At 34.1% G+C, this 25600-nt stretch carries 19 protein-coding genes, 4 pseudogenes and 1 riboswitch; of the genes and pseudogenes, 15 read left to right on the forward strand and 8 right to left on the reverse strand.

Annotated elements, in window-relative coordinates; genetic code table 11:
• Nucleotides 1–136: 136 nt before the first annotated feature.
• Nucleotides 137–1414: a transposase gene (locus tag EB239_RS07225; RefSeq protein WP_129545123.1), complete on the reverse strand. Its 1278-nt coding sequence runs from the start codon at nt 1412–1414 to the stop codon at nt 137–139.
• Between the two features lie 191 nt (nt 1415–1605).
• Here EB239_RS07225 and EB239_RS07230 point away from each other — a divergent pair, with 191 nt between their 5' ends.
• The 3 genes and pseudogenes from EB239_RS07230 to EB239_RS07245 all read left to right on the forward strand — a co-directional run.
• Nucleotides 1606–1821, forward strand: coding sequence for a Spo0B domain-containing protein (locus tag EB239_RS07230; RefSeq protein WP_028986104.1), 216 nt, complete (start codon nt 1606–1608; stop codon nt 1819–1821).
• A gap of 44 nt (nt 1822–1865) precedes the next feature.
• A complete protein-coding gene (obgE, locus tag EB239_RS07235) occupies nt 1866–3137 on the forward strand; it encodes a GTPase ObgE (RefSeq protein ID WP_003871562.1) in 1272 nt (423 codons plus the stop codon).
• A gap of 448 nt (nt 3138–3585) precedes the next feature.
• A pseudogene (locus EB239_RS07245) lies at nt 3586–4281 on the forward strand (reverse transcriptase domain-containing protein); the annotation flags it as partial.
• A 213-nt stretch (nt 4282–4494) separates the two neighbouring features.
• Here the strand turns inward: EB239_RS07245 and EB239_RS07250 are convergent.
• The 4 genes and pseudogenes from EB239_RS07250 to EB239_RS07265 all read right to left on the reverse strand — a co-directional run bounded on the left by EB239_RS07250 (nt 4495) and on the right by EB239_RS07265 (nt 9269).
• Nucleotides 4495–5295, reverse strand: a complete 801-nt coding sequence (locus EB239_RS07250; protein ID WP_129545116.1) for an ExeA family protein — start codon at nt 5293–5295, stop codon at nt 4495–4497.
• A 523-nt stretch (nt 5296–5818) separates the two neighbouring features.
• A pseudogene (locus EB239_RS07255) lies at nt 5819–7101 on the reverse strand (IS110 family transposase).
• Nucleotides 7102–7234: 133 nt separating this feature from the next.
• Nucleotides 7235–8551, reverse strand: a pseudogene (locus tag EB239_RS07260) (DDE-type integrase/transposase/recombinase).
• Between the two features lie 136 nt (nt 8552–8687).
• A complete protein-coding gene (locus EB239_RS07265) occupies nt 8688–9269 on the reverse strand; it encodes a DUF6431 domain-containing protein (protein ID WP_003871690.1) in 582 nt (193 codons plus the stop codon).
• Between the two features lie 139 nt (nt 9270–9408).
• Here EB239_RS07265 and EB239_RS07270 point away from each other — a divergent pair.
• From EB239_RS07270 to asnB, 9 genes and pseudogenes are all read left to right on the forward strand, one after another.
• Nucleotides 9409–10131, forward strand: a pseudogene (locus EB239_RS07270) (group II intron maturase-specific domain-containing protein); the annotation flags it as partial.
• Nucleotides 10132–10304: 173 nt separating this feature from the next.
• Entirely contained in the window at nt 10305–10940 is a 636-nt protein-coding gene (nadD, locus tag EB239_RS07275; protein WP_003869551.1) for a nicotinate-nucleotide adenylyltransferase, read from the forward strand.
• The gene (gene yqeK / locus EB239_RS07280) at nt 10930–11514 is read left to right on the forward strand and encodes a bis(5'-nucleosyl)-tetraphosphatase (symmetrical) YqeK (RefSeq protein ID WP_003869550.1); all 585 of its coding nucleotides are present in this window, start codon (nt 10930–10932) and stop codon (nt 11512–11514) included. Before nadD ends, yqeK begins: the two co-directional genes overlap by 11 nt.
• Nucleotides 11511–12698 (forward strand): LCP family protein, encoded by a 1188-nt coding sequence (locus EB239_RS07285; protein ID WP_003869549.1) that lies wholly within the window; start codon nt 11511–11513, stop codon nt 12696–12698. The genes yqeK and EB239_RS07285 overlap by 4 nt, the downstream gene beginning before the upstream one ends.
• A gap of 16 nt (nt 12699–12714) precedes the next feature.
• Nucleotides 12715–13068, forward strand: coding sequence for a ribosome silencing factor (gene rsfS / locus EB239_RS07290; RefSeq protein ID WP_003869548.1), 354 nt, complete (start codon nt 12715–12717; stop codon nt 13066–13068).
• Nucleotides 13069–13176: 108 nt separating this feature from the next.
• Entirely contained in the window at nt 13177–13827 is a 651-nt protein-coding gene (locus tag EB239_RS07295; RefSeq protein WP_003869547.1) for a helix-turn-helix transcriptional regulator, read from the forward strand.
• 62 nt (nt 13828–13889) lie between these two features.
• Nucleotides 13890–14021, forward strand: a riboswitch (cyclic di-AMP (ydaO/yuaA leader).
• A 101-nt stretch (nt 14022–14122) separates the two neighbouring features.
• Nucleotides 14123–15223, forward strand: a complete 1101-nt coding sequence (locus tag EB239_RS07300) for an NAD/NADP-dependent octopine/nopaline dehydrogenase family protein (protein WP_003869546.1) — start codon at nt 14123–14125, stop codon at nt 15221–15223.
• Entirely contained in the window at nt 15220–16872 is a 1653-nt protein-coding gene (locus tag EB239_RS07305) for a cobalamin-dependent protein (RefSeq protein WP_003869545.1), read from the forward strand. The genes EB239_RS07300 and EB239_RS07305 overlap by 4 nt, the downstream gene beginning before the upstream one ends.
• 377 nt (nt 16873–17249) lie before the next feature.
• Nucleotides 17250–18761 (forward strand): asparagine synthase B, encoded by a 1512-nt coding sequence (gene asnB / locus EB239_RS07310; protein WP_003869544.1) that lies wholly within the window; start codon nt 17250–17252, stop codon nt 18759–18761.
• A gap of 29 nt (nt 18762–18790) precedes the next feature.
• Here the strand turns inward: asnB and EB239_RS07315 are convergent, their stop codons facing one another.
• Nucleotides 18791–20056: a D-alanyl-D-alanine carboxypeptidase family protein gene (locus tag EB239_RS07315; RefSeq protein WP_003869543.1), complete on the reverse strand. Its 1266-nt coding sequence runs from the start codon at nt 20054–20056 to the stop codon at nt 18791–18793.
• Between the two features lie 118 nt (nt 20057–20174).
• Here EB239_RS07315 and EB239_RS07320 point away from each other — a divergent pair, with 118 nt between their 5' ends.
• Nucleotides 20175–20780, forward strand: coding sequence for a helix-hairpin-helix domain-containing protein (locus EB239_RS07320; RefSeq protein ID WP_003869542.1), 606 nt, complete (start codon nt 20175–20177; stop codon nt 20778–20780).
• A 56-nt stretch (nt 20781–20836) separates the two neighbouring features.
• Nucleotides 20837–21895, forward strand: a complete 1059-nt coding sequence (locus tag EB239_RS07325) for a coiled-coil domain-containing protein (protein ID WP_003869541.1) — start codon at nt 20837–20839, stop codon at nt 21893–21895.
• Between the two features lie 4 nt (nt 21896–21899).
• On the opposite strand, the gene EB239_RS07330 is transcribed toward EB239_RS07325, so the two are convergent.
• Nucleotides 21900–22373: a phosphatidylglycerophosphatase A family protein gene (locus tag EB239_RS07330; RefSeq protein ID WP_003869540.1), complete on the reverse strand. Its 474-nt coding sequence runs from the start codon at nt 22371–22373 to the stop codon at nt 21900–21902.
• Between the two features lie 315 nt (nt 22374–22688).
• Nucleotides 22689–23966: a transposase gene (locus EB239_RS07335; protein WP_003869069.1), complete on the reverse strand. Its 1278-nt coding sequence runs from the start codon at nt 23964–23966 to the stop codon at nt 22689–22691.
• A gap of 192 nt (nt 23967–24158) precedes the next feature.
• Between EB239_RS07335 and gltX the strand changes: the two genes are divergently transcribed.
• Entirely contained in the window at nt 24159–25598 is a 1440-nt protein-coding gene (gene gltX / locus EB239_RS07340) for a glutamate--tRNA ligase (protein ID WP_003869539.1), read from the forward strand.
• The last annotated feature ends 2 nt before the right edge of the window (nt 25599–25600 follow it).

Here is a 25600-nt window from a genome sequence, read left to right on the forward strand (position 1 = left end):
AGTAATCAACACTGACAATCAAACATAAAGGAAGTGGTAAGGGAAAAGAAAAGACAAAAAGAGGAGCTAAAAAAGGGCATAAATATCCTGTAGAAGTCAAATGTTAAAAAATGGCATGAAATAGATTCAATAAAAATTAGGCCGATTGCATCAAAGCAACAAGAGATCTAAACTCATCATATTTGCCCAATTTAATAGCTACAATAGCGACAGTAAGCAAAGTAATATGGCCAAAAGTATTAAGGTTGCTCACAGAATTAATATTTCTAACATAAGCCTTTTCAAAATCCAGAGCTTTAAAGCGGGAATTATATCTTTCTGATTCAATTCTCAATTTGTAGACGGCCTTAAAATATAGGGAGTCTCTATTAATAGAGGACCTATAATCAGAAGATATAATAGCATACTTAGTACAGCCTCTATGCTTTTTGCCATTAAAATATTTAGGATGATTTATAGGGCAGGCAGAATCATCCTTAGAATTACAGAACTTGCAAACAAATTTTTGCTTAATAAAACCATCAAAATATTGCTTGCCATCTTTAAGCATTTTAATACCCGCTTCACAGACCATATAACCATCATCAGTCAGAGGGGGATTTTTAGAATTACGCTTGTTAAGAGGAATAAAGCAATGACCGTGGAGAATATTTCTAACATAATTATAAAGTTTCTTAACATCATAGCCTTTATCAGCAATAAAATTAACATACTTAAGGTTAAACCACTTATTAGTCTTCTCAAGCAAAGATAAAGCGGCTTCAAAATCAGGGGCATCAGCGGGGGTAGTAGTTTCAGCGATGGGTAAACCAGAGATAGCATCAACAATAATGTGATTTTTATAGCCCCAATAAAACTTATAGCGTTTATTAGAAGAATCGTTAGAAGCAGAATAAACGCCTAATTTACAATCCTTATCTGACTTAGGCTGATTATCTTTAGAGAATTTATTTTTAGAAAAAGACTTAGGGTTATTTAACTTAGTGTTAGCTTTAATAGGGGTAGAATCCATGGAAATAAACTCACCGGAGATAATACCCATATTTTTGAGGATATTGACTTGATTTTGAAAGATAGAGGTCAAATAATCATGAGAGAACTCATTAATAAAACGGCGGAAAGTCCAATAAGAAGGAAGAGGTTTAAGGATGTTAAAGCCACAAAGATGAGCAATGATAAGATTATTGCGGAGATAATCTAAAAGGTCAGAAATTGTACCGAATCTTTCAGCTTTCATAACAATAAAAGCTCTAAACATTGCATGATGAGAGTAACCCTTACGGCCAGGACTAGAGGAAGGGAATTCAGGTATTGAAGACAGATCAAGATTTTTAAACATAGAAGAATAAAAGTCTATTTTAGACTGGGAAGTAAAGAGTTCAGGTATATTTAAAAGTAATTGAAGCTGGTACATGTAGGATTTCCTCCTCCTTAAGAAATATTTTCATGCTGTATATATAATAATTCGACAAATGGGAGGTGAAATCCTACATAAAAGATAAAAAATTCAAGAGTGATAGAAAAAAAGTATGTCTGTAGAATGGCTTAAATTAAGGCTTCTGAATTTTGCACAAGTCTAAAATAATAATAGAAAGTGGTGGAAAAATGGTGTCAGATGTGGAGTTATTGGTAGACTACATCAAACGAAGCAGACATGAACTTTTAAATGATTTACAAGTGGTATTAGGGTATGCTCAACTGGGGAAATTAGATAAAGTGATTGAATCTCTTCACATTGCAATTGACCACCTTAATAGAGAAAGAGATATTTTTAATTCCGAGAATGCAGAAGAGATTATAAAAAATATCTTAGAGGGGTAAAAAATTTTGAAAAGTATATACTATAAAGGAAGGCAGGTGAAAGAATGTTTATAGACACGGCAAGGATATACATAAAAGCTGGAGACGGTGGAAATGGAATTATATCTTTTAGAAGGGAAAAATACGTTGCTTATGGTGGGCCGGACGGTGGCGACGGAGGAAAAGGTGGAGATGTAATATTTGTAGCAGATCCTAATTTGTCTACTTTGTTAGATTTTAAATACAGAAAAAAGTACATTGCGCAAAACGGAGAAAATGGTAGAGGTAAAAATCAATATGGCAAAAACGGAGAAGATTTGTACATAAAAGTTCCTGTAGGAACCTTGATAATTAACGATGAAACAGGAGAAATCATAGCTGACCTTGTAAAACCTAATCAAAAGGCTATTGTTTTACGGGGAGGTAAGGGAGGAAGAGGGAATACTAAATTTGCTACTTCTACTTTGAAGACTCCTCGTTTTGCTGAAAGCGGTGAAAAAGGCAAAGAAATGTGGGTACGATTGGAGTTGAAGCTTCTTGCTGATGTGGGATTAATAGGATTCCCAAATGCAGGTAAATCTACTCTTTTAGCCAGTTGCACAAGAGCAAAGCCTAAAATTGCCAATTATCCTTTTACTACCCTGACACCCAATTTAGGAGTTGTAGAGTATAAAGGGAAATCTTTTGTAATGGCAGATATTCCAGGTTTAATTGAAGGAGCTCACAGAGGCGAAGGATTAGGTCATGACTTTTTGAGGCACATTGAAAGGACAAAAATGTTGATACACGTTGTGGATGTATCTGGAAATGAGGGACGAGACCCTATAGAAGATTTTGAGAAGATAAATGAAGAGCTTAAACTCTACAGTGAAAGATTACTTACTTTGCCTCAAATTGTTGCTGCAAATAAAATTGATTTACAAAGTGGTAGAGAAAATTACCCTGATTTTGAAAAAGAAATTAAAAAAAGAGGTTATGATGTATATCCTATATCTGCTTTGACAAAAGAGGGTATTGACAAACTTTTGGACAAGACTATAGAAATTCTTTCTTCTATTCCGGTTGAGGAGATAAAGGAAGTATCAGAAGTTATTGTTTATACACCTCCTGAAGAGGAAGAAACTCTCAATATAGAAGTAAAAGATAATACCTATTATCTTAGCGGTACAAAAATTGACAAACTTTTAAAAAGAGTAAATTTACAAGATGAGCATTCTTTAAGGTACTTTGAAATGCTTCTTAGAAAGAGCGGGGTAATAGATGCTCTTAAGGAAAAGGGATTTAAAAGTGGCGATACAATAAATGTGAGAGATTTTGAATTTGAATACTATGAATAAAAGTGGAATTTGATTCCACTTTTATTATGTGCGCCCGGCATGGGCGATAACTAGGCGGTGAAAGTCCGCTGTGGGCTTGGTAGTGGGAACCACTAGCCAAGAGCAAGGGTGTCCATCGTGAGGTGGAATCTGAAGGAAGCTTAAGGCAAAATCTCGGTCTGATGAACAAGAACCAGATAAGAGGCTGAATTGGGATGGATGAGTTTGCGTAACAAAACGAAGTCCAACACTACCCGAATCCCATACAGTAAATCTGGCAGATATATGAGATGAAAGTTATCGTTCTTACCCGGGGAGGTCTCAAGGATAAGTCATGGAAGTAAAATCTGAAGTGACAACCCATGCAGTGATGTATGGCTGAACCTTGAGAAGTCAGCAGAGGTCATAGTACTTATCTAGACAATAATAGATAAGGAAGGACCGAACGTTAGGAGGTTTTGGAAATCTTATGGACTCGAAAGATATGCAGAGACTGCAGACAACTCAACCAAGAGGCTATCCGTTGAATAGAGAAATGGAATTTCAAAAGACAACGGAAGTGCATAGTATATCATCGGCGTCGGAAGATGGAAGAAACGAGGTACAAAGATATACCGGCAAGATGCTTGAAATGATAGTAGAACGAGGGAACATGGAAGCAGCATACAAGCGCGTTGTTGCAAATAAAGGAAGCCATGGAGTCGATGGGATGGGAGTAGATGAACTTCTACCGTATCTCAAAGAAAACTGGGCAACCATAAAACAACAACTGCTGGAGGGGAAATACAAACCACAACCAGTGCGAAGAGTAGAAATTCCCAAACCTGATGGAGGAAAAAGACTACTAGGAATACCTACAGTACTAGACAGACTAATACAACAAGCAATAGCCCAAATACTAAATAAAGTCTACAACCATACATTTTCTGATAGCAGTTATGGATTCAGACCAGGACGCAGTGCAAAAGACGCAATAAAAGCCGCAGAAGCATACATAAATGAAGGATACACATGGGTTGTAGATATGGACTTAGAAAAGTTCTTTGACAGAGTAAACCACGACGTAATAATGTCCAAACTAGAAAAGCGGATAGGGGACAAAAGAGTACTAAAGTTAATACGAAGATACTTAGAATCAGGAGTAATGATAAACGGAATCAAAATATTGTCAATTCTCAAATTAAATCTCCAAAGATTTTCAAATTATAATGGCATTTTTTAAGTGCATAAAAGTATTTTTTCTCAAATTATCACAGCCTGATTAAAAATTTTTTTCACTTTTTAAGAGCATTACCGCCAAAATATGTTAATATCTGTTATTGGCAATTTGAATTAATTGATGTATAATAAAAAATGAGAGTAGCGAAAGCTACTACTCTCACAAACTGATTTCATTTTGTGCCTGGTATATTACTTCTTCATCTATTTCTCTTAGCCTTTTAGAATACGCATAGAGAAGAGAAGCTGTTACCAGGTTATTTATTATCCTTGGGAGCCCTTTTGTTAGAGAATATATTGCTTCATATGCTGATGGTGTAAATATATCATCCACCACTCCGGCTATTTTCATTCTTGTTTTTATATAATCTTGAATTTCTTCTTTTTTTAGCCCTTGCATCACATACTTTATAGAAATTCTTTGCCTTAGTGCACTGTTTACATTCAAGGCTAGTTTGTTTCTTATGTGTGGTTGTCCTGAAAGTATCAATATATACGGGTTTTGAGAATCCATATTAAAGTTAAATATTATTCTCAAATCTTCAAGAACATCATTAGAAACCAGTTGTATTTCATCTAATATTATGACAGGAGTTATCTTCTGGCTATAGTAAAGTTCTGTTATCGCTCTTTGTATCTGGTGAAAGAGCGTTACTTTTTTGTATGAGGGTGTTTCGCCTAAAATCATAGCCAATGCTTGATAGAATTCTCTCACTGTGAGTGTAGATAGAGCAAAGTAACATGGTTTAAATGTAGAACGGTTGAGGCTTTCAGCATATCTTCTTAATGCGGTAGATTTGCCTGAACCGGCCTCCCCAACGATAAGTCCTATACCCCTTGTTTCTTGTAAATATTTTAGCCTGGCATTTAATTCAGCAATGTCTTCACTTATGTAAAGGTCGTTTACACTTATCTCTTTAGAAAATGGATTAAATTTCATTCCAAAATATTGGGTAAACATTGTAAACACCTCCCTCTATTATCTTTTATTTTCTCTTAATATCTTAGTTTTTCTTTAATTTTCTCATCACAACAAGAGCATCTCATGGCTTATATTATCATTTCTTACTTATCTAACCATTAAATAGGTAAGTTTAATAAACCTCATATCCTATTTCCATATTATGGCGGGATAGCTCCACTTATCTCATGGGGTTTACCCTCCCATGTCTTACTGGATCTTAGTCCTTAATTCCTTCGTTCTACCTGCCATGAGGTGGATGTCATTTCTGCTCCATTGCAGGGTCTTTGCCCGTATGGTGATTATTCTTGTATGACAATTCCCGCTCTTGTTGTCAATATCCCATCTCTTGACTAGTTGTTTTTGTTTTATTCCTTACTTTACCTTTTATGTCACGTCGTTCACACTTTCCTTTTCCCTAAAAATTAATTCTTCTTAAGGGTCAGCTTTTTAGATGTGAGTAATTTAAAGCTGAAGAGAAGATGATTAACCCTTAATTGATTTGATAGTATGTTAGCACTTTTTATGCAGCTTCCTGTAAGGCTGGCCTCTTTATGTCCTTCATCATCTTGATTGGGTCATATTTTACTCCTTTTTTAATATGACATAAAATACCCTTATCAGTTTGTTACACAATACTATTAGTGATTGCTTCTTTTTTAGCGGGTTTTGCGCTCTGGTAGTGTAATATTTGTGTAGTTCACGAAACTCTTCGTTTTTTGCAACCAAGGCCATTACTGCATTAAATAGTACTCTCCTCAATCGCTTCCTCCCTCTTTTACTTATTGTCATTTCTCCTTTATGTTTACCAGAGCTATTCTCTACTAGGTTTAATCCTCCTAGTTTTTGTATCTGTTTTGGATGTTCATATTTCTCAATATCTCCTACTTCTGCAATAAAACCTGCTACTGTATTTACTCCTATCCCTTTGATTTCTAGTAGTTCTTTAACCCCTGGTATCTCAACTATTAATTCTTCTATCTTCTTCTCTATTTCTTCAATTTGTTTTTTGAGAAATTCGTATTGTTCAATGAGAGTCTTTATCTCGTATTCCGCCATCTTTATGCCCTGCTTCTTCCCTATGCTCTCCTTAGCAGTTTCTATCAGCTTTATAGCCCTTTTTTCTCCTACCCCTCTTTGTACTTCTTTCTTCCATATCGATATTATTTCTTCAGCACTCTTTTTTGCTATCTTCTCAGGCGTTGGAAATTCTCTTAATGTGATAAGTGCTGCTTTCCCTTCCCAGTCTGAAAATACGGTGTTAAACTCCGGAAAGTATATGTCCATCCATCTTGTTATTTGATTTTTTGTCATCCCTATTTGTTTGTTCAACCTGTCTTTTATGTCCATCGCTACCCTTAATTCTGCATATACTCCTTCAGGTATTGTCGGCTCTACATATCTCCCATCTTTTACTAGCATTGCTATTGTTTTTGGGTCTTTTTTATCGCTTTTTGTGGGAGAATTGTCATCTAATTCTTTGCTCCTCTTTACATGAAATGGATTAACCAATACTACCTTTATGTTATTGTCTTTAAGGTATTGGGCAAAACATAGCCAATATTGCCCTGTCGGTTCTATCCCTACTATTAGTTTGTTTTTCTTATGTCTCTCCATCAACTCTTTTGCCCATCTAAAAAATTTTGTCATACCTTCTCTATTGTTTTCAAATCTTAGGTATTTCCCATATTCTACTCCTCTGTAGTCAAATGCTCTGGCATAATGGCTTTCTTTTGCTATGTCTACTCCCGCAATTAATGTGTCTTCTGTTACTTGCAAAATCTTTTCATTTTGTGTATACTTCATTTTAGGTACCTCCTGTTTATTTTGATAATTCGAGGTAAGTTCTAGAACTTACACTCTGTATTTTATCAGGAGGTACTTATTTTTTCAAAGTTCATTCTTCCTTATTTTTTATTCATTACAGGAATGCTCTTTTTTAATCAATGATATCGTTAAAGGATATCACTGTGTGTTTAATAAAATCAACTAACTCTTCATTTCTACTTACAGCATTTTTGTTTTGGGTGTATCCTATGGGAATTTTAGCATTATCATGAAAATTTACCTTATACGCTTCCCCCACTTTTTTGCCTTCATGAAAAAGTAGAAGAGGTGTATTATCCTTAAGCCACTGCGGGTCATATCTGACTTCTAAGCGCATACCTTTAAACTTTTCTTCTGTTTCATAAAGTATATTTTCCACTTTAAGTGTAGCATCTTTGTTTACTTTACGATTTACTCTTATGAGAAAACATTCATTCAACATATCTATGTCTTTACACATATTTACCCTTGATATTTGAGACATGAAAAAATCTAAAGGACTCATGCCAATACTGCTGTGTTCTTTTCGGTTGTAATCATCCTCCAGCCATTTAAAAAACATCATATTGAGCTCATCTATACTCTTTATGGATGTAGGATCTATTGTGCTTAAAAATCTCATTCTCACCGTATGAAAGAATCTTTCTATTTTTCCTTTTGAATGAGGTGAAAAGGGCTCAGCATGAATAAGAGATGTACCTAGTGAAGCACAGATATACTCCAATTGAGTGCTTCTATATATCTTTCCATTGTCAGTGTAGAGCATTTTGGGTATTCCCCTTCTTAGCACTGCTTCTTTAAATGAGTCTCTTAAAGCTAAAAAATTCTGGGTATAGTAAAAGTGAGCATAGGTACACAGCCTGGAAGCATCATCTATATATGCAATAAGGTACGTTTGTCTCTTTGTTTTACCTTCTTTAATATATGGCCCATACATGACATCAGTTTACCACAGTTCATTGATGTATTCATGGGAAAACCTCTTTGTTTTACCCTCTTTTTCTTTATCTAAAGATTTTACAGGAATGTTTTTCAAAAACCTATAGAATGTCGAAAGGGATACTTTATCCGGTGATATTATTCCTTCTCCTATCAATGTCTCATAAAGAAGTTTGTTTGGCATTTCAGGATGTTCAAGCTTCTTTTGCTTTATTCTCTCTGAAAGTTCAAAGTCTATCTTTCTGTATTTGCCTCTGTCACTTCGATAACCCGGCTTTAACGCTTCTATACCGCCTCTTAAATACTGATATAGCCACCCTCTAAGTGTCTTGGGAGTATATCTTCTCATTCCAAGATAAGGTATCTCAATAGGTTTATCGGAAAGAGCATCAAAATATTCTTTCTGATTTTTTACCTGTCCGTTTAACACCGGACTTATCAGTGAAAATCTCTTTAATGCTATAGCTTCTCTCGCTTTTTCATCAAGCATTTATATGTTCCCCCTTCACTTTTTTGATTTCTTAATCGTAATTTTAGCTCATACCTGGGGGACATTAAAGGAAAAAGTTATGTTGCTAAGAAAAAATCAAAATTTTTATTTAAATCTTTCAGGTTTAATGCTAAAATTATGTGAGAGAGGCCAGAAATGATTTTTGGCAATGAGCATAAAACCGTTGGGAGAAGAGTGGTACAATGCTTATTATGTCCAAAATCTCTCTGGCCCTCTCTCTTTGTGAGTCAGTCTTAGATAACTTTATGTAAGGGTTTATTTGCCTTAATCCGTATATGATAAAACTTAAATTATTCATTATCCTTTTGGTGTAAAAATATATATGCTGTCTTGAAAATAGTATGGTAGGGAAGTTTCTTTTTAAGTCACTTATGAAAGAACTGAGAGTTTTTTCTCTGAGAAGTGTCTCTTTTAAAGACTTTACAATCATATTGAAAGAATACTGAAAATGAGGAATACAGAAATCAGGAAGGTAGGAAAGAGTCCTTTTGCACACAGGGCATATATATCTTCTTATGGCTATTTTTACACAGTTAAGTCCGTCTAAATAATAGCGGTAATAAAACCCGTGCTTTTTTAGTTTTACTCTACACTTGCAATCGGGATAAGGACATCTATCTGGTGGGGCAGGGAAATTGTAATCTTTACCTTTATGTAAATATTCTTCAATGTTATCAACATGGAAAACTATTTGCATAAGTAACCTCTCCAATTAAAACTAATGCTAAAGGAATCTGAAAAAAATTTATCAAATTCCTTTAGCATTAATTTTATCACAAGATTATTTAATCTGAAAAATTTTATCGGTTTTGGGCTGAATTAATTTGAGAAATGACAAAATATCAACAGAAGAAGGGACACCCCAAGGAGGGCCATTAAGTCCCCTATTAGCAAACATAATGTTGGACGAACTAGACAAAGAACTTGAGAAACGAGGGCATAAATTCTGCCGATATGCAGATGACTGCAACATATATGTAAAAAGCAGGTCGGCAGGAAACAGAGTAATGAAGAGCATAAAGAAATTCATAGAAAGCAAATTAAAACTAAAAGTCAACGAAGCAAAAAGTGCTGTAGATAGACCATGGAGAAGAAAATTTCTTGGATTTTCATTCTATACAAAAGAAAACGAAGTAAGAATAAGAATCCATGAAAAATCCATCAAAAGGTTTAAGGAAAAAGTAAGAGAAATAACCAATCGGAACAAGGGAATAAGCATGGAAAACAGAATAAAAAGACTAAATCAAATAACAACAGGATGGGTCAACTATTTTGGATTAGCAGACGCGAAAAGCATAATGAAAACCCTTGACGAATGGATAAGGCGAAGACTAAGGGCATGTATATGGAAACAATGGAAGAAGATAAAAACGAAGCATGATAACTTAGTAAAACTAGGAGTAGAAGAACAAAAAGCCTGGGAATACGCCAATACAAGGAAAGGCTACTGGAGAATATCCAATAGCCCAATCCTAAATAAGACTCTTACAAATAAATACTTTGAAAGCATAGGTTATAAGAGTTTATCCCAAAGATATCTAATTGTACACAATTCCTAATGAACCGCCGTATACCGAACGGTACGTACGGTGGTGTGAGAGGACGCTGAATAAAATAATTATTCAGCTCCTACTCGATTACTTTAATGAGGGCTCATGGTAAGCTTGTGCAATTTACCTCTTTTGATGTATAATGTATAATATAAAAGAAATATAAATTGGGGGATAGTAACTTGGAAAGGGAGCTTAGACTTGGGATAATGGGAGGCACTTTTGACCCTATTCATTATGGCCATTTAGTTACTGCTGAAGCGGTAAGGTCTGAATTTAAATTGGACAAAGTGATTTTTGTTCCAGCAGGTAACCCGCCTCATAAAGTAAAGCGAAAGGTGACAGATAAAAAACATCGTTATTTAATGACTATACTTGCTACAATAACTAATCCTTTTTTTGAGGTATCGACGATTGAAATTGACAGAGAAGGGTATACTTATACTATTGATACTATCAAAGAGTTTAAAAAAATTTATGGGGAAAGTACGCAACTTTATTTTATAACAGGAGCAGATGCTGTTTTAGAAATTTTGACTTGGAAAAGCGCGGATGAGCTTCTGAAAATGTGTAATTTTGTTGCTGCAACTAGGCCAGGAGTTGAAGGTAGTAAAATAGATGAAGAATTAAAAAAAATTAGAAAACTTTATGGAAATGTCATTTACAAAGTGACTGTTCCCTCTTTGGCTATCTCCTCAACTGATATAAGGGAAAGAGTAGCAGGGGGACGACCTATAAAGTATTTGTTGCCGGAGTCTGTTGAAAGATATATTCAAAAATACGGTTTATACAAAGAGGATGACGAAAATGGGGTATGACATAGAATTTTTTAAAAAGAGATTAAAAGAGTTATTAGATGAAAAAAGATTTAAACACTCTATTGGAGTAATGGAAACCGCAATGCATCTTGCAATAAAATATGGAGCTGATGTCGAAAAGGCACAAGTAGCAGGATTATTGCATGATTGCGCTAAAAGCTATTCTGATGATGACCTTTTAAAACTTGCTAAAAAATATAGAATTGAGCTAGATGAGATTTTAATTCATGCGCCTTTTCTTTTACACGGTCCTATAGGTGCACATTTGGTAGAAGAAATTTTTGGAATAAAAGATCAAGAAATAAAAAGGGCAATTGCTCTTCATACTACTGGTGATGTCAATATGAGCCTTTTGGATGAAGTAGTATTTCTTGCGGATTATATAGAGCCTAATAGAGATTTTAAAGGAGTAGAGGAATTAAGGCGATTAGCTGAGGAAAATTTAGACCTTGCTTTGTTAAAGTCTTTTGATAGTACAATTTGTTATGCTTTAGAGAGGGGACTACTTCTTTATGAGAAAACAGTAAAAGCTCGAAATCATATTCTTTTGAAACTTGGGAGTGGAGGTAAATGAAAAAATTTATAAAGATTGTATCAATGTTATTGTTGCTGAGTTTATTATCTGTAGGAGTAGGAGGATATATCTATTTAAAGTCTTTGAACCCCTTAGATGTTTCTTTGATGAATAAAAATAGTGAAAACAAAAATTCAGAGGCAATTCAGAAAATAAATATATTGGTTTTGGGAGTTGATGAAACATCGCCAACAGATCCAAGGCGTTCTGATACTATGATATTATTATCTTATAATCCTAAAACTAACAAAGCTTATATTTTATCTATTCCCAGAGATACAATGATTAAACTTGACAAATATGGGACACAAAAGATAAATGCTGCCTATCCCATAGGTGGACCTCAACTGGCGATGGATATGGTGTCACAGCTTATTGGAGAGCCCGTTGATTATTATGTAAAGATTGGATATGAAGGTTTTAAACAATTAGTAGACGATTTAGGCGGAGTAGAGATGAACGTACCGATGGACATGAATTATGATGACAATGCAGGGAATCTTCATATTCATTTAAAAAAAGGTGTTCAACTTTTGGATGGAGAGAAGGCTTTACAGTTGGTGAGATTTAGACATGGGTATGCAGAACAGGATTTAGAAAGGGTCAAAGTCCAAAGGGAATTTTTATTAGCGATGTTTCAAAAAGCTAAAGACCCTAGTACTTTGTTAAAAATTCATCGTATATTAAAAACCATAAATCAATACGTAGAAACAAACATACCACCTACTACTATGTTAAAGTATGCAGATTATCTTTTAAAACTTGACAAAGACAATATAAAAACAGCTACTGTGCCTGGTACTCCTCAGTACATTGATGGGGTTGCTTATTATATCACAGATCCACAAGAAGTATTACAATTTATGGATAATTTAAATGATGAAAGAGATGATACTGCTATCGCAGCTAATAAAAAAGACATAAAAATAGAAGTTTTAAATGGCGGTGGTATACCAGGAGCTGCTACAAAGACTGCTGATTTGTTAAAACAACAAGGGTATGATGTAGTGAAGATAGGAAATGTAATAGGTACCACTTACAACACTACTCAGATAATCAATAGGACTGATGATAAAAAAATAGTAGAAGATCTGAAGAAAATTTTAAAAAACGCTATTGTAGTGGAAGATACGAATGGAGACAGTAATGTTGATATAACTATAATTTTAGGGAAAAACATATAAAATGGAGGGTGATTTAGTGATAGACGGAAAAGATAAGGTGTCTAAAATTTATAAAGTTTTAGAAGACAAAAAAGCTTATGATATAAAGATCTTGTATATAGGAGATTTAACGATTGTCGCAGATTATTTTGTTATTGCCACTGGCAGTTCGGATACTCACGTCAAAGCATTGACAGACGAAATTGAAAAAAAACTTATGGAAGACGGCGTTTTTGTTGATCATATTGAGGGTTACAATTGGGGCAAGTGGATTTTGATGGATTATGGAGATGTAATAGTTCACATATTTCAACAACCCGAAAGGGAATTTTATAATTTAGAAAGATTGTGGGCAGATGCAAAGGAAATAGTGCTTGACAACCGCATTTAAGGTATGTATAATAACGTTAATAAATTTTTAATGCTGTTATCTCTTGTGTCATTTTTTACTCTCTACCGCATATATTTAATATTGTATGATTAGGGGGATTCAAAGCCAATGGGAACACATCCTATCTTAAAAAGCATGATCCCAGTACTAGAAGGTATAGCTAATACATTTGGCAAAAATTGCGAAGTGGCATTACATGACTTTTCTTCCCCACAAAATCCTATCATTGCGATCATAAATCCCCATGTTACGGGAAGAGAAGTGGGGGCTCCATTGCCTGAGGCTATATTAAAAGTATTGAAATCAGATAATATTGAGAATTTAATAAATTATAAAAACAAGAGCAATGATGGAAAAATTTTGAAGTCGTCCGCGATTTTTATAAAAGATGAAAATGGCAAGCCCATTGGGTGCCTTACAATTAATATCGATATTTCAGAATTTATTATGGTGAAAAATACCTTATCAGAATTCTGTGAAGTAGCTGATACTACAGAAGAAAATAGAGAAAGTTATACGGGCAGTGTAAGTGATGTTTTGGAAAGCATTGTGAATACTACATTAGAGAATTATGGTAAACCTGTAAATTTTATGACAAAAGAAGAAAAGGTTCAGATAGTGAAAATGTTAGATGCAAAAGGGACTTTCTTAATAAGGGGCGCTGTGGATTACGTAGCAAAAATACTCTGTGTTTCCAGATATACTATATATAATTATTTGGATGAAATAAGGGTAGGAGAGGATTTTGGTAAATATTAGTCTGTTTTCCTTTACAAATATTAGATTTTATGATATAATAAAAATAAATTGAAAATTAAATAAAATGCTAAACGCTGAATTCGTAAAGAAGCGGGGGAACCACTTTCTGGGGTGAATCCATCTTTTAAAAGATGGTAGGGTTATCTTTCGACCCGAACCCGTCAGCTAACCTCGTAAGCGTTGAAAGAGGAGGATGATAGCATTGGTGTCTTTTTGGGTTTTTACAGACACCGAAGGTTAAAGCTATAGATTTCCCTCTATAGCTTTTTCATTTCTTTAAAAGGGGGTAGTAAAAATGAAACAACTCTCTTTTGCAGTAATTGGAGCTGGGAATGGGGGTCAAGCGATAGCGGGGCATCTCGCTTTAAAAGGCTATAAAGTTAATTTGTACAATAGAACCTATCAAAAATTACTTCCTATTATAGAAAAAGGTGGAATTGAATTAGAAGGAGAAGTAGAAGGGTTTGGCAAGTTAAATGTGATAACTGATGACATGGAGAAAGCTATTAAAGATGTTGATATAGTTTTAGTTGTAGTTCCTGCTTCTGCACATTATAAAATTGCCGAAGACATGCTGCCATATCTTAGGGATGGTCAAATAATTGTATTAAACCCTGGGAGAACTGGTGGTGCTTTAGAGTTTCATAATGTTACAAGAAAAAGAGAAGATTTAGATGTAGTTATTGCAGAAACAGATACTTTTATATACGCCTGCAGGTCTTCCATGGGAAGAGCTAAAATATACAAAATAAAAGAAGTAGTGTCTGTTGCTGCAATACCTAAAGAAAAAACAGAAATAGTGGTGGAAACACTTAATACTGCATTTTCTCAGTTTATTCCGGCGCAAAATGTTCTTGAAACGAGTCTTAACAATTTTGGAGCTGTTTTTCATCCCACCCCTACTCTTTTGAATGCAGCGAGAATAGAAACTACTAAAGGGAATTTTGAATATTATCGGGAAGGCATTTCTCCTTCTGTTGCAAAGATATTGGAAAAAATAGATAATGAGAGAATGATGGTGGCAAAAGCTCTGGGCGTAAATACTATTTCCGCTAAAAGATGGCTAAAAGAAAGTTATAATGCGGAAGGAGAAAATCTATATGAGGCAATTCAAAATACAAAAGCTTATGTTGGTTTATTAGCTCCTCAAACATTAGATTGTCGTTATATATTTGAAGATGTTCCTATGAGTTTAGTGCCTATGTCTTCTATAGGGAAAGAAATAGGCATTAAGACCCCCACTATTGATGCTGTTATACATCTTGCTTCAGTTATGCACGGAAAAGATTATTGGAAAGTTGGAAGAACGGCTGAAAAGCTTGGCATACAAGGTATGACAGTTGAAGAAATTATAGAATTGGTTGAAGGGAAAAGAAAGGAGGTAACGATAGCATGAAAAAGTTAATTGTAGCGGCAGCGATAGGTAATTGCGTCCATGTAGCAGGTGTGTATAACTTTTTGAGATTTGCAGAACAGCAAGGTTATGAGACTGTATTTTTAGGTCCTGCAGTTCCTATTAAAAAATTGATTGAAGCTGTTAAAGAACATAAGCCGGAGATTGTAGGAGTAAGCTTTAGACTAACTCCTTCAGCTCTTGAAAAACTTTTAGAAGAACTCAAGAGGGAAATAGAAGTAAATAATTTGCAACATATAAAATGGGTATTTGGAGGGACAGAGCCTACTGCAGAAGTAGCTCGTAAATCAGGAATATTTGCAGCAGTTTTTGATGGTAAAAATGGCGATGAAGCTACAATTAATTTCTTAAGAGGAGGAAGTTCAAACCATAGACAAAGAGTTTTTGCTGATACATTAATTGGAAGAATAGAAGATAAATATCCTTATCCTATAATAAGGCATCACTTTGGGCTTCCTTCATTGGAGGACACTATAGAAGGAGTTAAGAAGATAGCAGAAGCAGAAGTTTTAGATGTAATTTCTATAGCACCAGACCAAAATGCTCAAGAGCACTTCTTTGATAAGAAATATGACAAATCTTTGGACGGAGCAGGCGGTGTTCCTATAAGAAAGAAAGAAGACTTAATAAGAATATATGAGGCTTCAAGAAGAGGTAACTATCCTCTTCTCAGATGTTACAGTGGTACAAATGATGTTTTCAAGATGGCAGAGATGCTTCTAGAGACTATCCATAACGCTTGGGCAGCGATTCCCCTTTGCTGGTATAATGTATTGGACGGCAGAGGACCAAGGGATGTAAATACTTCCATAAGAGAAAATCAGCAGCTTATGAAATGGCACGCTGAAAAAGGAGTACCTGTAGAAGTAAACGAAGCACATCATTGGAGCTTGAGAGATGCTCACGACGTAATTGGAGTAACAATGGCTTATCTTGCAGCATATAATGCCAAAAAGATGGGAGTAAGAGACTATGTAGCTCAGTTTATGTTTAATGTACCTGCTTCTATTTCACCAAAAATGGATTTGGCAAAGATGTTAGCTAAGATAGAATTGATAGGAGAATTACAAGATGAAAATTTCAGAGTTATAAGGCAGGCAAGGGCTGGACTTGCAAGTTTCCCTTCCGACCTTTTAGAAGCTAAAGGACAATTGGCTTCCAGTGCCTATCTCTCCATGGCTATAAAGCCTCATATCTATCATGTGGTAGGCTACTGTGAAGCTCATCATGCTGCAACGCCAGAAGATATAATTGAAAGCGTTAAAATAGTAAAAGCCGTGATAAAAAACTCTATGTTTGGAATGCCTGATTTGACTCAGGATAAAGAAGTAATTCAAAGAAAAGAACAGTTAAAGAAAGAGACAAGGATTTTATTGGAAGCGATAAAGAGTTTAGCGCCTCACAGTCCTGATCCACTTTCTGATCCAGACGTATTAGCATTGGCGATAAAGATTGGTCTATTAGATGCACCACATCTCAAGGGTAACAAGTATGCAAAAGGAGAATTGCAGACCAAAGTAATAGATGGTGCATGTTATGCTTATGACTATGAGAAGCATAGAATAATACCTGAAGAAGAAAGGGTAGAAAAGATTTTACGTGAATATGAAAGATTAGTTATAACAGTATAAAATTTAGGAACGTAAGATCTATTCTTACGTTCCTTCAGACTGTAGACAAACTTTCGTAAAGGAGATATTTTGCATAAGGAGCGACTTGTTACAAAGCGGCAACAAAACTTAGCAAGGCCGAGGGTGGAGGCAGGGCCGAAGCCATGGATGGCGGAGGCGGGCACCTTAAGGCATGGATGCCGATTGTGCCCGGTACCCTGCCGGAGCCCGAAGGTCGAGCTTTAGTTTTGTCGCTTTGGAACACCGGAGTGACGATGCAAAATATCTCCTTTGATATTTTTCAACTTTGTCAACAAACTGTAGGAACGTAAGATCTATTCTTACGTTCCTTATTCAATTTTCTTTAAATATATATGAAGTGGAGGAATGATAATCAAATGTGTGGATTGGCAGGAATTATAGGAACTGGTGATAAGAGCAAAGTACAAAGGATGCTTGATAAAATACGACATCGTGGCCCGGATGAGTCAGGTATTTTTGCAGATGAAAATATTACATTAGGCCATAATAGGTTGACGATAATTGACCTTTATCATGGACGCCAACCTATAAAAAACGAAGATGGCAGGTATTGGCTTATTTATAATGGAGAAATTTACAATTACCAATTATTGCATAAAGAGTTAAAAAACCATATTTTTTCCACAGATACTGATAGCGAAGTAATAATTCATTTGTATGAAGAACTAGGTAAAAATTGTGTTAACTATATTGATGGAATGTTTGCTTTAGTTATTTATGACTCTAAAAAAAAGACCATATTTATTGCTCGCGATCCGTTAGGAATAAAGCCATTGTATTATGGTAAAACAAAAGAAGGTTATTTTGCCTTTGCTTCGGAGATTAAAGCACTTCAGGAAGTAACTGATGATATAAATGAATTTCCTAATGGATATATTTATACAACTGAAAACGGATTTGAGAGATATTATTCAATTCCACAGGATCCGATGTATTTTGCAGATGTTGATAATATTATTAATGGATTAAGGCTTAGATTAGAGGATTCAGTAAGAAAAAGGTTGATTGCTGATGTGCCTGTTGGAGTATTTTTAAGTGGCGGATTGGATAGCAGCCTTATAGCAGCAATAGCAGCAAAATACAAAAATCCCCTTCACTCATTTGCAGTAGGTGTCGAAGGAAGTAATGACTTAAAGAATGCAAGAGTTGTTGCTGATTATGTAGGTACGATTCACCATGAATTTATTTATACAGAGGAGGACATAAAAAAAGTTTTACCTGAAGTTATATATCATCTTGAATCCTGTGATCCAGCCTTAGTCAGAAGTGCTGTTGCAACATATTTTGTATCAAAACTTGCAAGCAATTACGTAAAGGTTGTTCTTTCGGGAGAAGGTGCTGATGAATTGTTTAGTGGATATCATTACCTTAAAAATTATTCAAATCCTTGGAAATTACAATCCGAATTAAAATATATAACTCGAAATTTGCATAATACAAATCTTCAAAGAGTTGACAGAATGACAATGGCACATTCCATTGAGGGACGTGTACCGTTTTTAGATGTAGAAGTGTTACGGTACGCATTTAAAATAACACCGTCATTTAAAATTAACGGCCGAGAAAAAACCGAAAAGTGGATACTTAGAAAACTTGCAGAAAATTATTTGCCAGAATCAATTGTATGGAGAAGAAAAGAAAAATTTGCAATAGGAACTGGTACATCTGAAATATTAAATAAAATAGCCGAATCAGAAATTAGTGATGCAGAGTATATAAAAAATAGATTCCTACCTAACGGTTTTGAAATAAAGTCTAAAGAAGAGTTGTATTATTTTAAAATTTTAAAAAGATTTTTTAATGTTGATTCTTTTATAAAGGACATGGGAAGAAGTAGAAGTCTCAATGACAACCAAATATATGCATAAAAAGAGGGCATTCTGCCCTTTTTTTTAAATCAATATTTTGAGAAAATATATTTCTTTCTATTTCTAATTTTCCGTCTTCTCCAAAGGATAAAAGCTATTCCTAAAATTGTTGTTCCAGTAATGAATCTTACAGGGTTAGTATACATTGTATTTTTTACCCCAGAAGATTGTACATCCATATAATAATTTCCCCAAAAGTTTTTATAAACAGATTCGGTTGCAATAAGAGGGTTTGTGCCTATTTCCTTTTCATTTAAAGTGTATTTAATGTATCCTAATGTATCTCCTTTATTTATTGGCGCGTTTATGTTTTTGTTTAGTATTATTTGAGTTTCTATAGAATTTTCTTGCCCTTTAGGGACTTCATAGTAAAAGTCTTCTTTTGCAATAAGAGGAAGTTTAAAGTGAGATTTTCCCAAGTCGATATAAGTTACTACCTCACCTTTTTCTGTTTTTTTCACTAAAGTAAAGTTTTGAAATCCGTAGTCCAAAAGTTTTATAGTATCTGTCCAGATATTTGTTCCTTGGTCTCCCATTATGACGGATATAAGTCTGTGGCCGTCTCTTGTTGCAGAAGCTACTAAAACTTGACCTGCTGCAACCGTGTATCCTGTTTTTACTCCATCGGCGCCTTCATAGTGAAAACTTGAAGGTTTAATTAAGCGGTTGCTTAACCATAGATCTCTTACTTTATCAAACTTATTAGTAGGGGGAATTTGATAATGTATTGTAGTTACTATTTTTCTAAATTCAGGATTTTGCATTGCATACCTTGCTATTAATGCCATATCATAAGGGGTCGAATAATGATTTTCATCAGGAAGACCATTTGGATTTACAAAATGGCTATCATAAGCTCCAATTTCTTTAGCTTTTTCATTCATCATTTTAGCAAAGTTTTCTATGCTCCCACCAATGTGTTCAGCAATTGCTATTGCTGCATCATTGGCAGATTCTAACAAAAGCGCATAAAGTAATTGCTCTAACGTAAGTTGTTCACCAGGAGAAAGAAATATGGAATTTCCATCTATTTTTGTAACATTATCGCTTGCAGTTACAATATCGTTTAAGTTTCCCTTTTCTATAGCAATAATTGCAGTAAGAATTTTAGTTGTGCTTGCGGGGTACATTCTTTTGTGCATATTTTTGTCATACAATACTTGACCTGTTGTAAAATCCATTAAAACTGCAGTTGGGCCTACGATTTCGGGCGGTGGCGGTACGTTAGCGTATATAGGAGTTATTTGAGCTACTAAAATAAAGAGTGTAAGTAAACAAGCTATTATCTTTTTCATTGCCATGCCTCCAATTTATGCTCATACCTAAAGTATACCAAAAAAATGTGAAAAATAAAAAGGAATTTTTTAATTCATGTAGAAATAAATAAAGGAAGCTGTAAAAAGAGGTGTTAGTATGCCTTATTTTTCAAAAAAACAGCAATATGCTATAGTTGTTATATTATGCTTTATATTGGCATTTTCAGGATATGTAATTTACAAAAATTATAAATTAAAAAATGAATTTGTCGTCAATGCAAGCAATGAGAGTGTGCCAGTGGAAAGAATTGTAGAGAGTGAAGAGAAGAAAGAAAAGCCTTTGGAAATAAAAGTATATGTAACAGGATTAGTAAAAAATCCAGGAGTCTACACTATGAAAGAAGGAGAAAGGATTATAGATGCTATAAATAAAGCAGGAGGACCTTTGGAAGAAGCAGACCTCACAAATATAAATCTCGCGCAAAAAGTTAAGGATGAACAAATGATAATAGTTCCAAAAAAGGGTGAAACAAATAATATTTCTCCTACTAGTACAATACAGAAAAATGAAAAAATAAATATAAATACTGCGACTAAAGAAGAATTGCAAACTTTGCCAGGAATAGGACCTGTGACGGCTGAAAGGATAATCGAATTTAGAGAAAATAAAGGTTCTTTTAAAAAAATTGAAGACATAATGAATGTTCCGAGAATAGGTCCTAAAATGTTTGAACAGATAAAAGACAAGATTACTGTGGACTAGTTAATGTTAAATAGTTCCATGTAGAACAAAAAATGCTATATTAAATGAGGGGTTTTATGAAAAAGTTGATAGCTATTATAATTGGGAGTATATTTTTATTTAATTTTATACTAGTACCAGCGCAAAGTGATACTTCTTCGGATTTTGATAAGGCGAAGGAGGAGGAACAAAAGCTTGTATTAGAGCTATTAAATCTTGAGGTAGAAAGGCTTAAAACCCAAAAGTCTTTAGAAGATTTAGCAATAGAGATTGAAAATTTAACTGTAGCTATTCAGGAAAAATCTAAAGAAATACAAATGGTAGATAAAGACATAGAAAAGGAAAAAGAAATAATAAAGACTTGGTTTAGGTTTTTGTATATGGATGGAACAAATGCTATATTATCACTTCTGCTTATGTCACAAAATTCCAGCGAATTATTGCATAGGCTTATTTACATAGACATTGTAACCAATTATTTTTACAATAAACTAGAAAATTTAAATAAGCTTGTAAACTATAAAAGAGAAGAGGAAAATAGATTAACCTCTCAAAGATCGCAGCTTATAGAAAAACAAAAAGAACAAATAGAATTGCTAAAAAAAATAGACGAATTAAAGTTAGCTAAAAGCCAAATGTTAGAAGAGATAAAAAAGAAAATTGCCAATTATCAAAAAATATTTGCAATGGCTGATAATTTGGACAAAATGTTTCCTTCTTTAGATTATTTATTAAGCCACCTTTCTCAATTTCCATGGGATACTTTGGAGTATAAGGATTTGAGTTTTTCCTTTTTTAGCGTATCAGCTTCTTTTACTGATGTTGATGTAACAAAGATGATACGCTCTTACAGTGACAAGTTAAAAGATGTAACAGTATCTTTTAGTAGAGAAAGTTTTGAAATAAAAGATGATGATTCATACACTTTAAAAGGCAATTTTGCGATAGAAGATAACAAAATTAAATTGTTAATAAATTCTCTAAATATAGGAGATATAAAAATTGGCGGCCAGTTGCTTCAAAAAATTCTTTATGGCTATGACACGACTATAAACATTAAAATTCCTGTTGAAGGATTTAAATTAAAAAAGGTGGAGGCAGAAAAAGGCTATGTAAAGTTTACTTTAGAAAAATAGTTTTTTATAAAACTTCTTTTTTAGAATGGGCAATTCTGGCACAAGCCGCGGCGATTATTGCAGCTACTAAGTCATCAATAAAAGTATTACACTTTTTTTCTTTATTTTCATTAAGTTTTCCTATTATGCCGGGTTTTACTTTATCAAGATATCCAAAATTAGTAAGACCTATAGAACCATAAACATTTGTAATGCTTAAGGCTAAAATTTCGTCAATGCCGTATAAGGGTTCATCTTTTTTTAAAATGGACAAAAGAGGTTCTTCTAACATGTCTTTTTCTGCTAATTTGTCTAAAGCGATTCCTGTCAAGATTGCATTTTGAACTTCCCTTTTCTCAAGTACATGATGTAAATTTTCTATACATTCCTCTATTGTTAAATCATCATAATACTTTTTTTGTAAGTCTAATACTAATACTGCCATATCTTCTAAAGTAACTCCTCTTTCTTCTAAAAGGTTTATAGCAATATCTTTCATTTTAACAGCTCCTTTTTTAAGTTTATAGTATGATTATATCACAAATTTTTGATGAAATACTTCTTTGTTGAAAAAACACTTCAATTAAAGTATAATCAAAATAGTTTAAACTAGGGATGTGCAAAATTAATTAAAATAATCATAATCAAAAACCAAAATATGTATTACATACAATATATAGTAATCAACACTGACAATCAAACATAAAGGAAGTGGTAAGGGAAAAGAAAAGACAAAAAGAGGAGCTAAAAAAGGGCATAAATATCCTGTAGAAGTCAAATGTTAAAAAATGGCATGAAATAGATTCAATAAAAATTAGGCCGATTGCATCAAAGCAACAAGAGATCTAAACTCATCATATTTGCCCAATTTAATAGCTACAATAGCGACAGTAAGCAAAGTAATATGGCCAAAAGTATTAAGGTTGCTCACAGAATTAATATTTCTAACATAAGCCTTTTCAAAATCCAGAGCTTTAAAGCGGGAATTATATCTTTCTGATTCAATTCTCAATTTGTAGACGGCCTTAAAATATAGGGAGTCTCTATTAATAGAGGACCTATAATCAGAAGATATAATAGCATACTTAGTACAGCCTCTATGCTTTTTGCCATTAAAATATTTAGGATGATTTATAGGGCAGGCAGAATCATCCTTAGAATTACAGAACTTGCAAACAAATTTTTGCTTAATAAAACCATCAAAATATTGCTTGCCATCTTTAAGCATTTTAATACCCGCTTCACAGACCATATAACCATCATCAGTCAGAGGGGGATTTTTAGAATTACGCTTGTTAAGAGGAATAAAGCAATGACCGTGGAGAATATTTCTAACATAATTATAAAGTTTCTTAACATCATAGCCTTTATCAGCAATAAAATTAACATACTTAAGGTTAAACCACTTATTAGTCTTCTCAAGCAAAGATAAAGCGGCTTCAAAATCAGGGGCATCAGCGGGGGTAGTAGTTTCAGCGATGGGTAAACCAGAGATAGCATCAACAATAATGTGATTTTTATAGCCCCAATAAAACTTATAGCGTTTATTAGAAGAATCGTTAGAAGCAGAATAAACGCCTAATTTACAATCCTTATCTGACTTAGGCTGATTATCTTTAGAGAATTTATTTTTAGAAAAAGACTTAGGGTTATTTAACTTAGTGTTAGCTTTAATAGGGGTAGAATCCATGGAAATAAACTCACCGGAGATAATACCCATATTTTTGAGGATATTGACCTGATTTTGAAAAATAGAGGTCAAATAATCATGAGAGAAGTCATTAATAAAACGGCGAAAAGTCCAATAAGAAGGAAGAGGTTTAGAAATGTCGAAGCCACAAAGATGAGCAATGATAAGATTATTGCGGAGATAATCTAAAAGGTCAGAAATTGTGCCGAATCTTTCAGCTTTCATGACAATAAAAGCTCTAAAAAGTGCATGGTGAGAATAACCCTTACGGCCAGGACTAGAGGAAGGGAATTCAGGTATTGAAGACAGGTCAAGATTTTCAAACATAGAAGAATAGAAATCAATTTTAGACTGAGAGGTAAAGAGTTCAGGTATATTTAAAAGCAATTGAAGCTGGTACATGTAGGATTTCCTCCTTCTTAAAAAATTTTTTATAGTGTATATATAATAATTCGACAAATGGGAGGGGAAATCCTACATAAAAGATAAAAAATTCAAGAGTGATAGGAAAAAAGTATGTCTGTAGAATGGCTTAAATTAAGGCTTCTGAATTTTGCACAAGTCTATAGTTTAAACTTATGAAGAGGTGATAAGATGAGTGAAGTGAGAGTAAGATTTGCTCCAAGTCCTACAGGGAGTTTACATATAGGCGGTGCCAGAACTGCTCTCTTTAATTGGCTTTTTGCAAGGCACAATGGAGGAAAATTTATTTTAAGGGTGGACGATACTGACCTACAAAGGTCTACAGAAGAATCTATGAAAGGAATACTTGAAGGACTTAGATGGTTAGGTATTGATTGGGATGAAGGACCTATTTACCAATCGCAAAGGATAGAAGAATATAGAAAATTTGCAAATAAATTATTAGAGGAAGGAAAGGCTTACTACTGTTTTTGCACAAAAGAAGAGTTAGAGGAAATGAGAAAACAGGCAGAAAAAGAAGGTAGGCCTCCAATGTATACGGGAAAATGTAGAAATTTGACCAAAGAGCAAATAGAGGAGCATTTAAGGCAAGGGAGAAAACCTGTAATAAGGTTAAAAGTGCCTCAACAAGGGAAGACAGTAGTTCACGACGTAATAAGAGGGGATGTAGAGTTTGATAATTCCACCTTTGATGACTTTATAATTATGAAATCAGACAATATGCCTACTTATAATTTTGCTACTGTGGTGGATGATTACCAAATGGGAATAACTCATGTTATACGGGCAGAGGAACATTTGTCAAATACTCCAAAGCAAATATTAATTTATGAGGCTTTAGGCGTAGAAATTCCTCAATTTGCCCATGTGTCTATGGTTTTAGCTCCTGATAGGAGTAAACTTAGTAAAAGACATGGAGCGACTTCTGTGCAGGAGTTTAGAGACCAGGGGTATCTTCCTGAAGCAATTGTAAATTATATAACCTTGCTGGGATGGATGCCAAAAGATGGGGAAGAAATTTTTGATGTGTCAAAAAGCATAAAAGAATTTACTTTAGAAAGGGTATCAAAAAATCCAGCTGTTTACGATGTACAAAAGCTGACTTGGATAAACGGCCATTACATAAGGAATTATGATCTAGATAAATTAACTGAAGCAGTTATCCCATTTCTGAAAGCTAAAAACTTAATTAGGGAGGATTTCGATTATGATTATATCAAAAAAATAGTAAGTGCAGTAAGAGAAAGGGAAAAAACTCTTGTGGATATAGCTGATGCCATGAGCTATTATTTTACAGAAGTTAACGAATATGAGGAAAAAGGAGTTAAAAAGTATTTTACTAAAGAAAAAGTTGTGGATATCCTAAAAAAAGCAGTAGTGACTTTAAAAGAAATCGAGCCTTTTAATAAATTTACAACTGAGGAAGCCTATCGCAAACTTGTGGAGGAATTGCAAATATCCAGTGGTGAACTTTTCCATCCTACGAGATTAGCTATTTCGGGTAGAACTTTTGGACCAGGACTATTTGACATAATGGAACTTTTGGGAAAAGAAAGAACTATAGAGAGAATTGAAAAAGCCATAGATTTTATTGAAAAGATGAGGAAATAACA

The sequence above is a fragment of the Thermoanaerobacter ethanolicus JW 200 genome (genome assembly GCF_003722315.1).
Classification (GTDB): Bacteria; Bacillota; Thermoanaerobacteria; order Thermoanaerobacterales; family Thermoanaerobacteraceae; genus Thermoanaerobacter; species Thermoanaerobacter ethanolicus.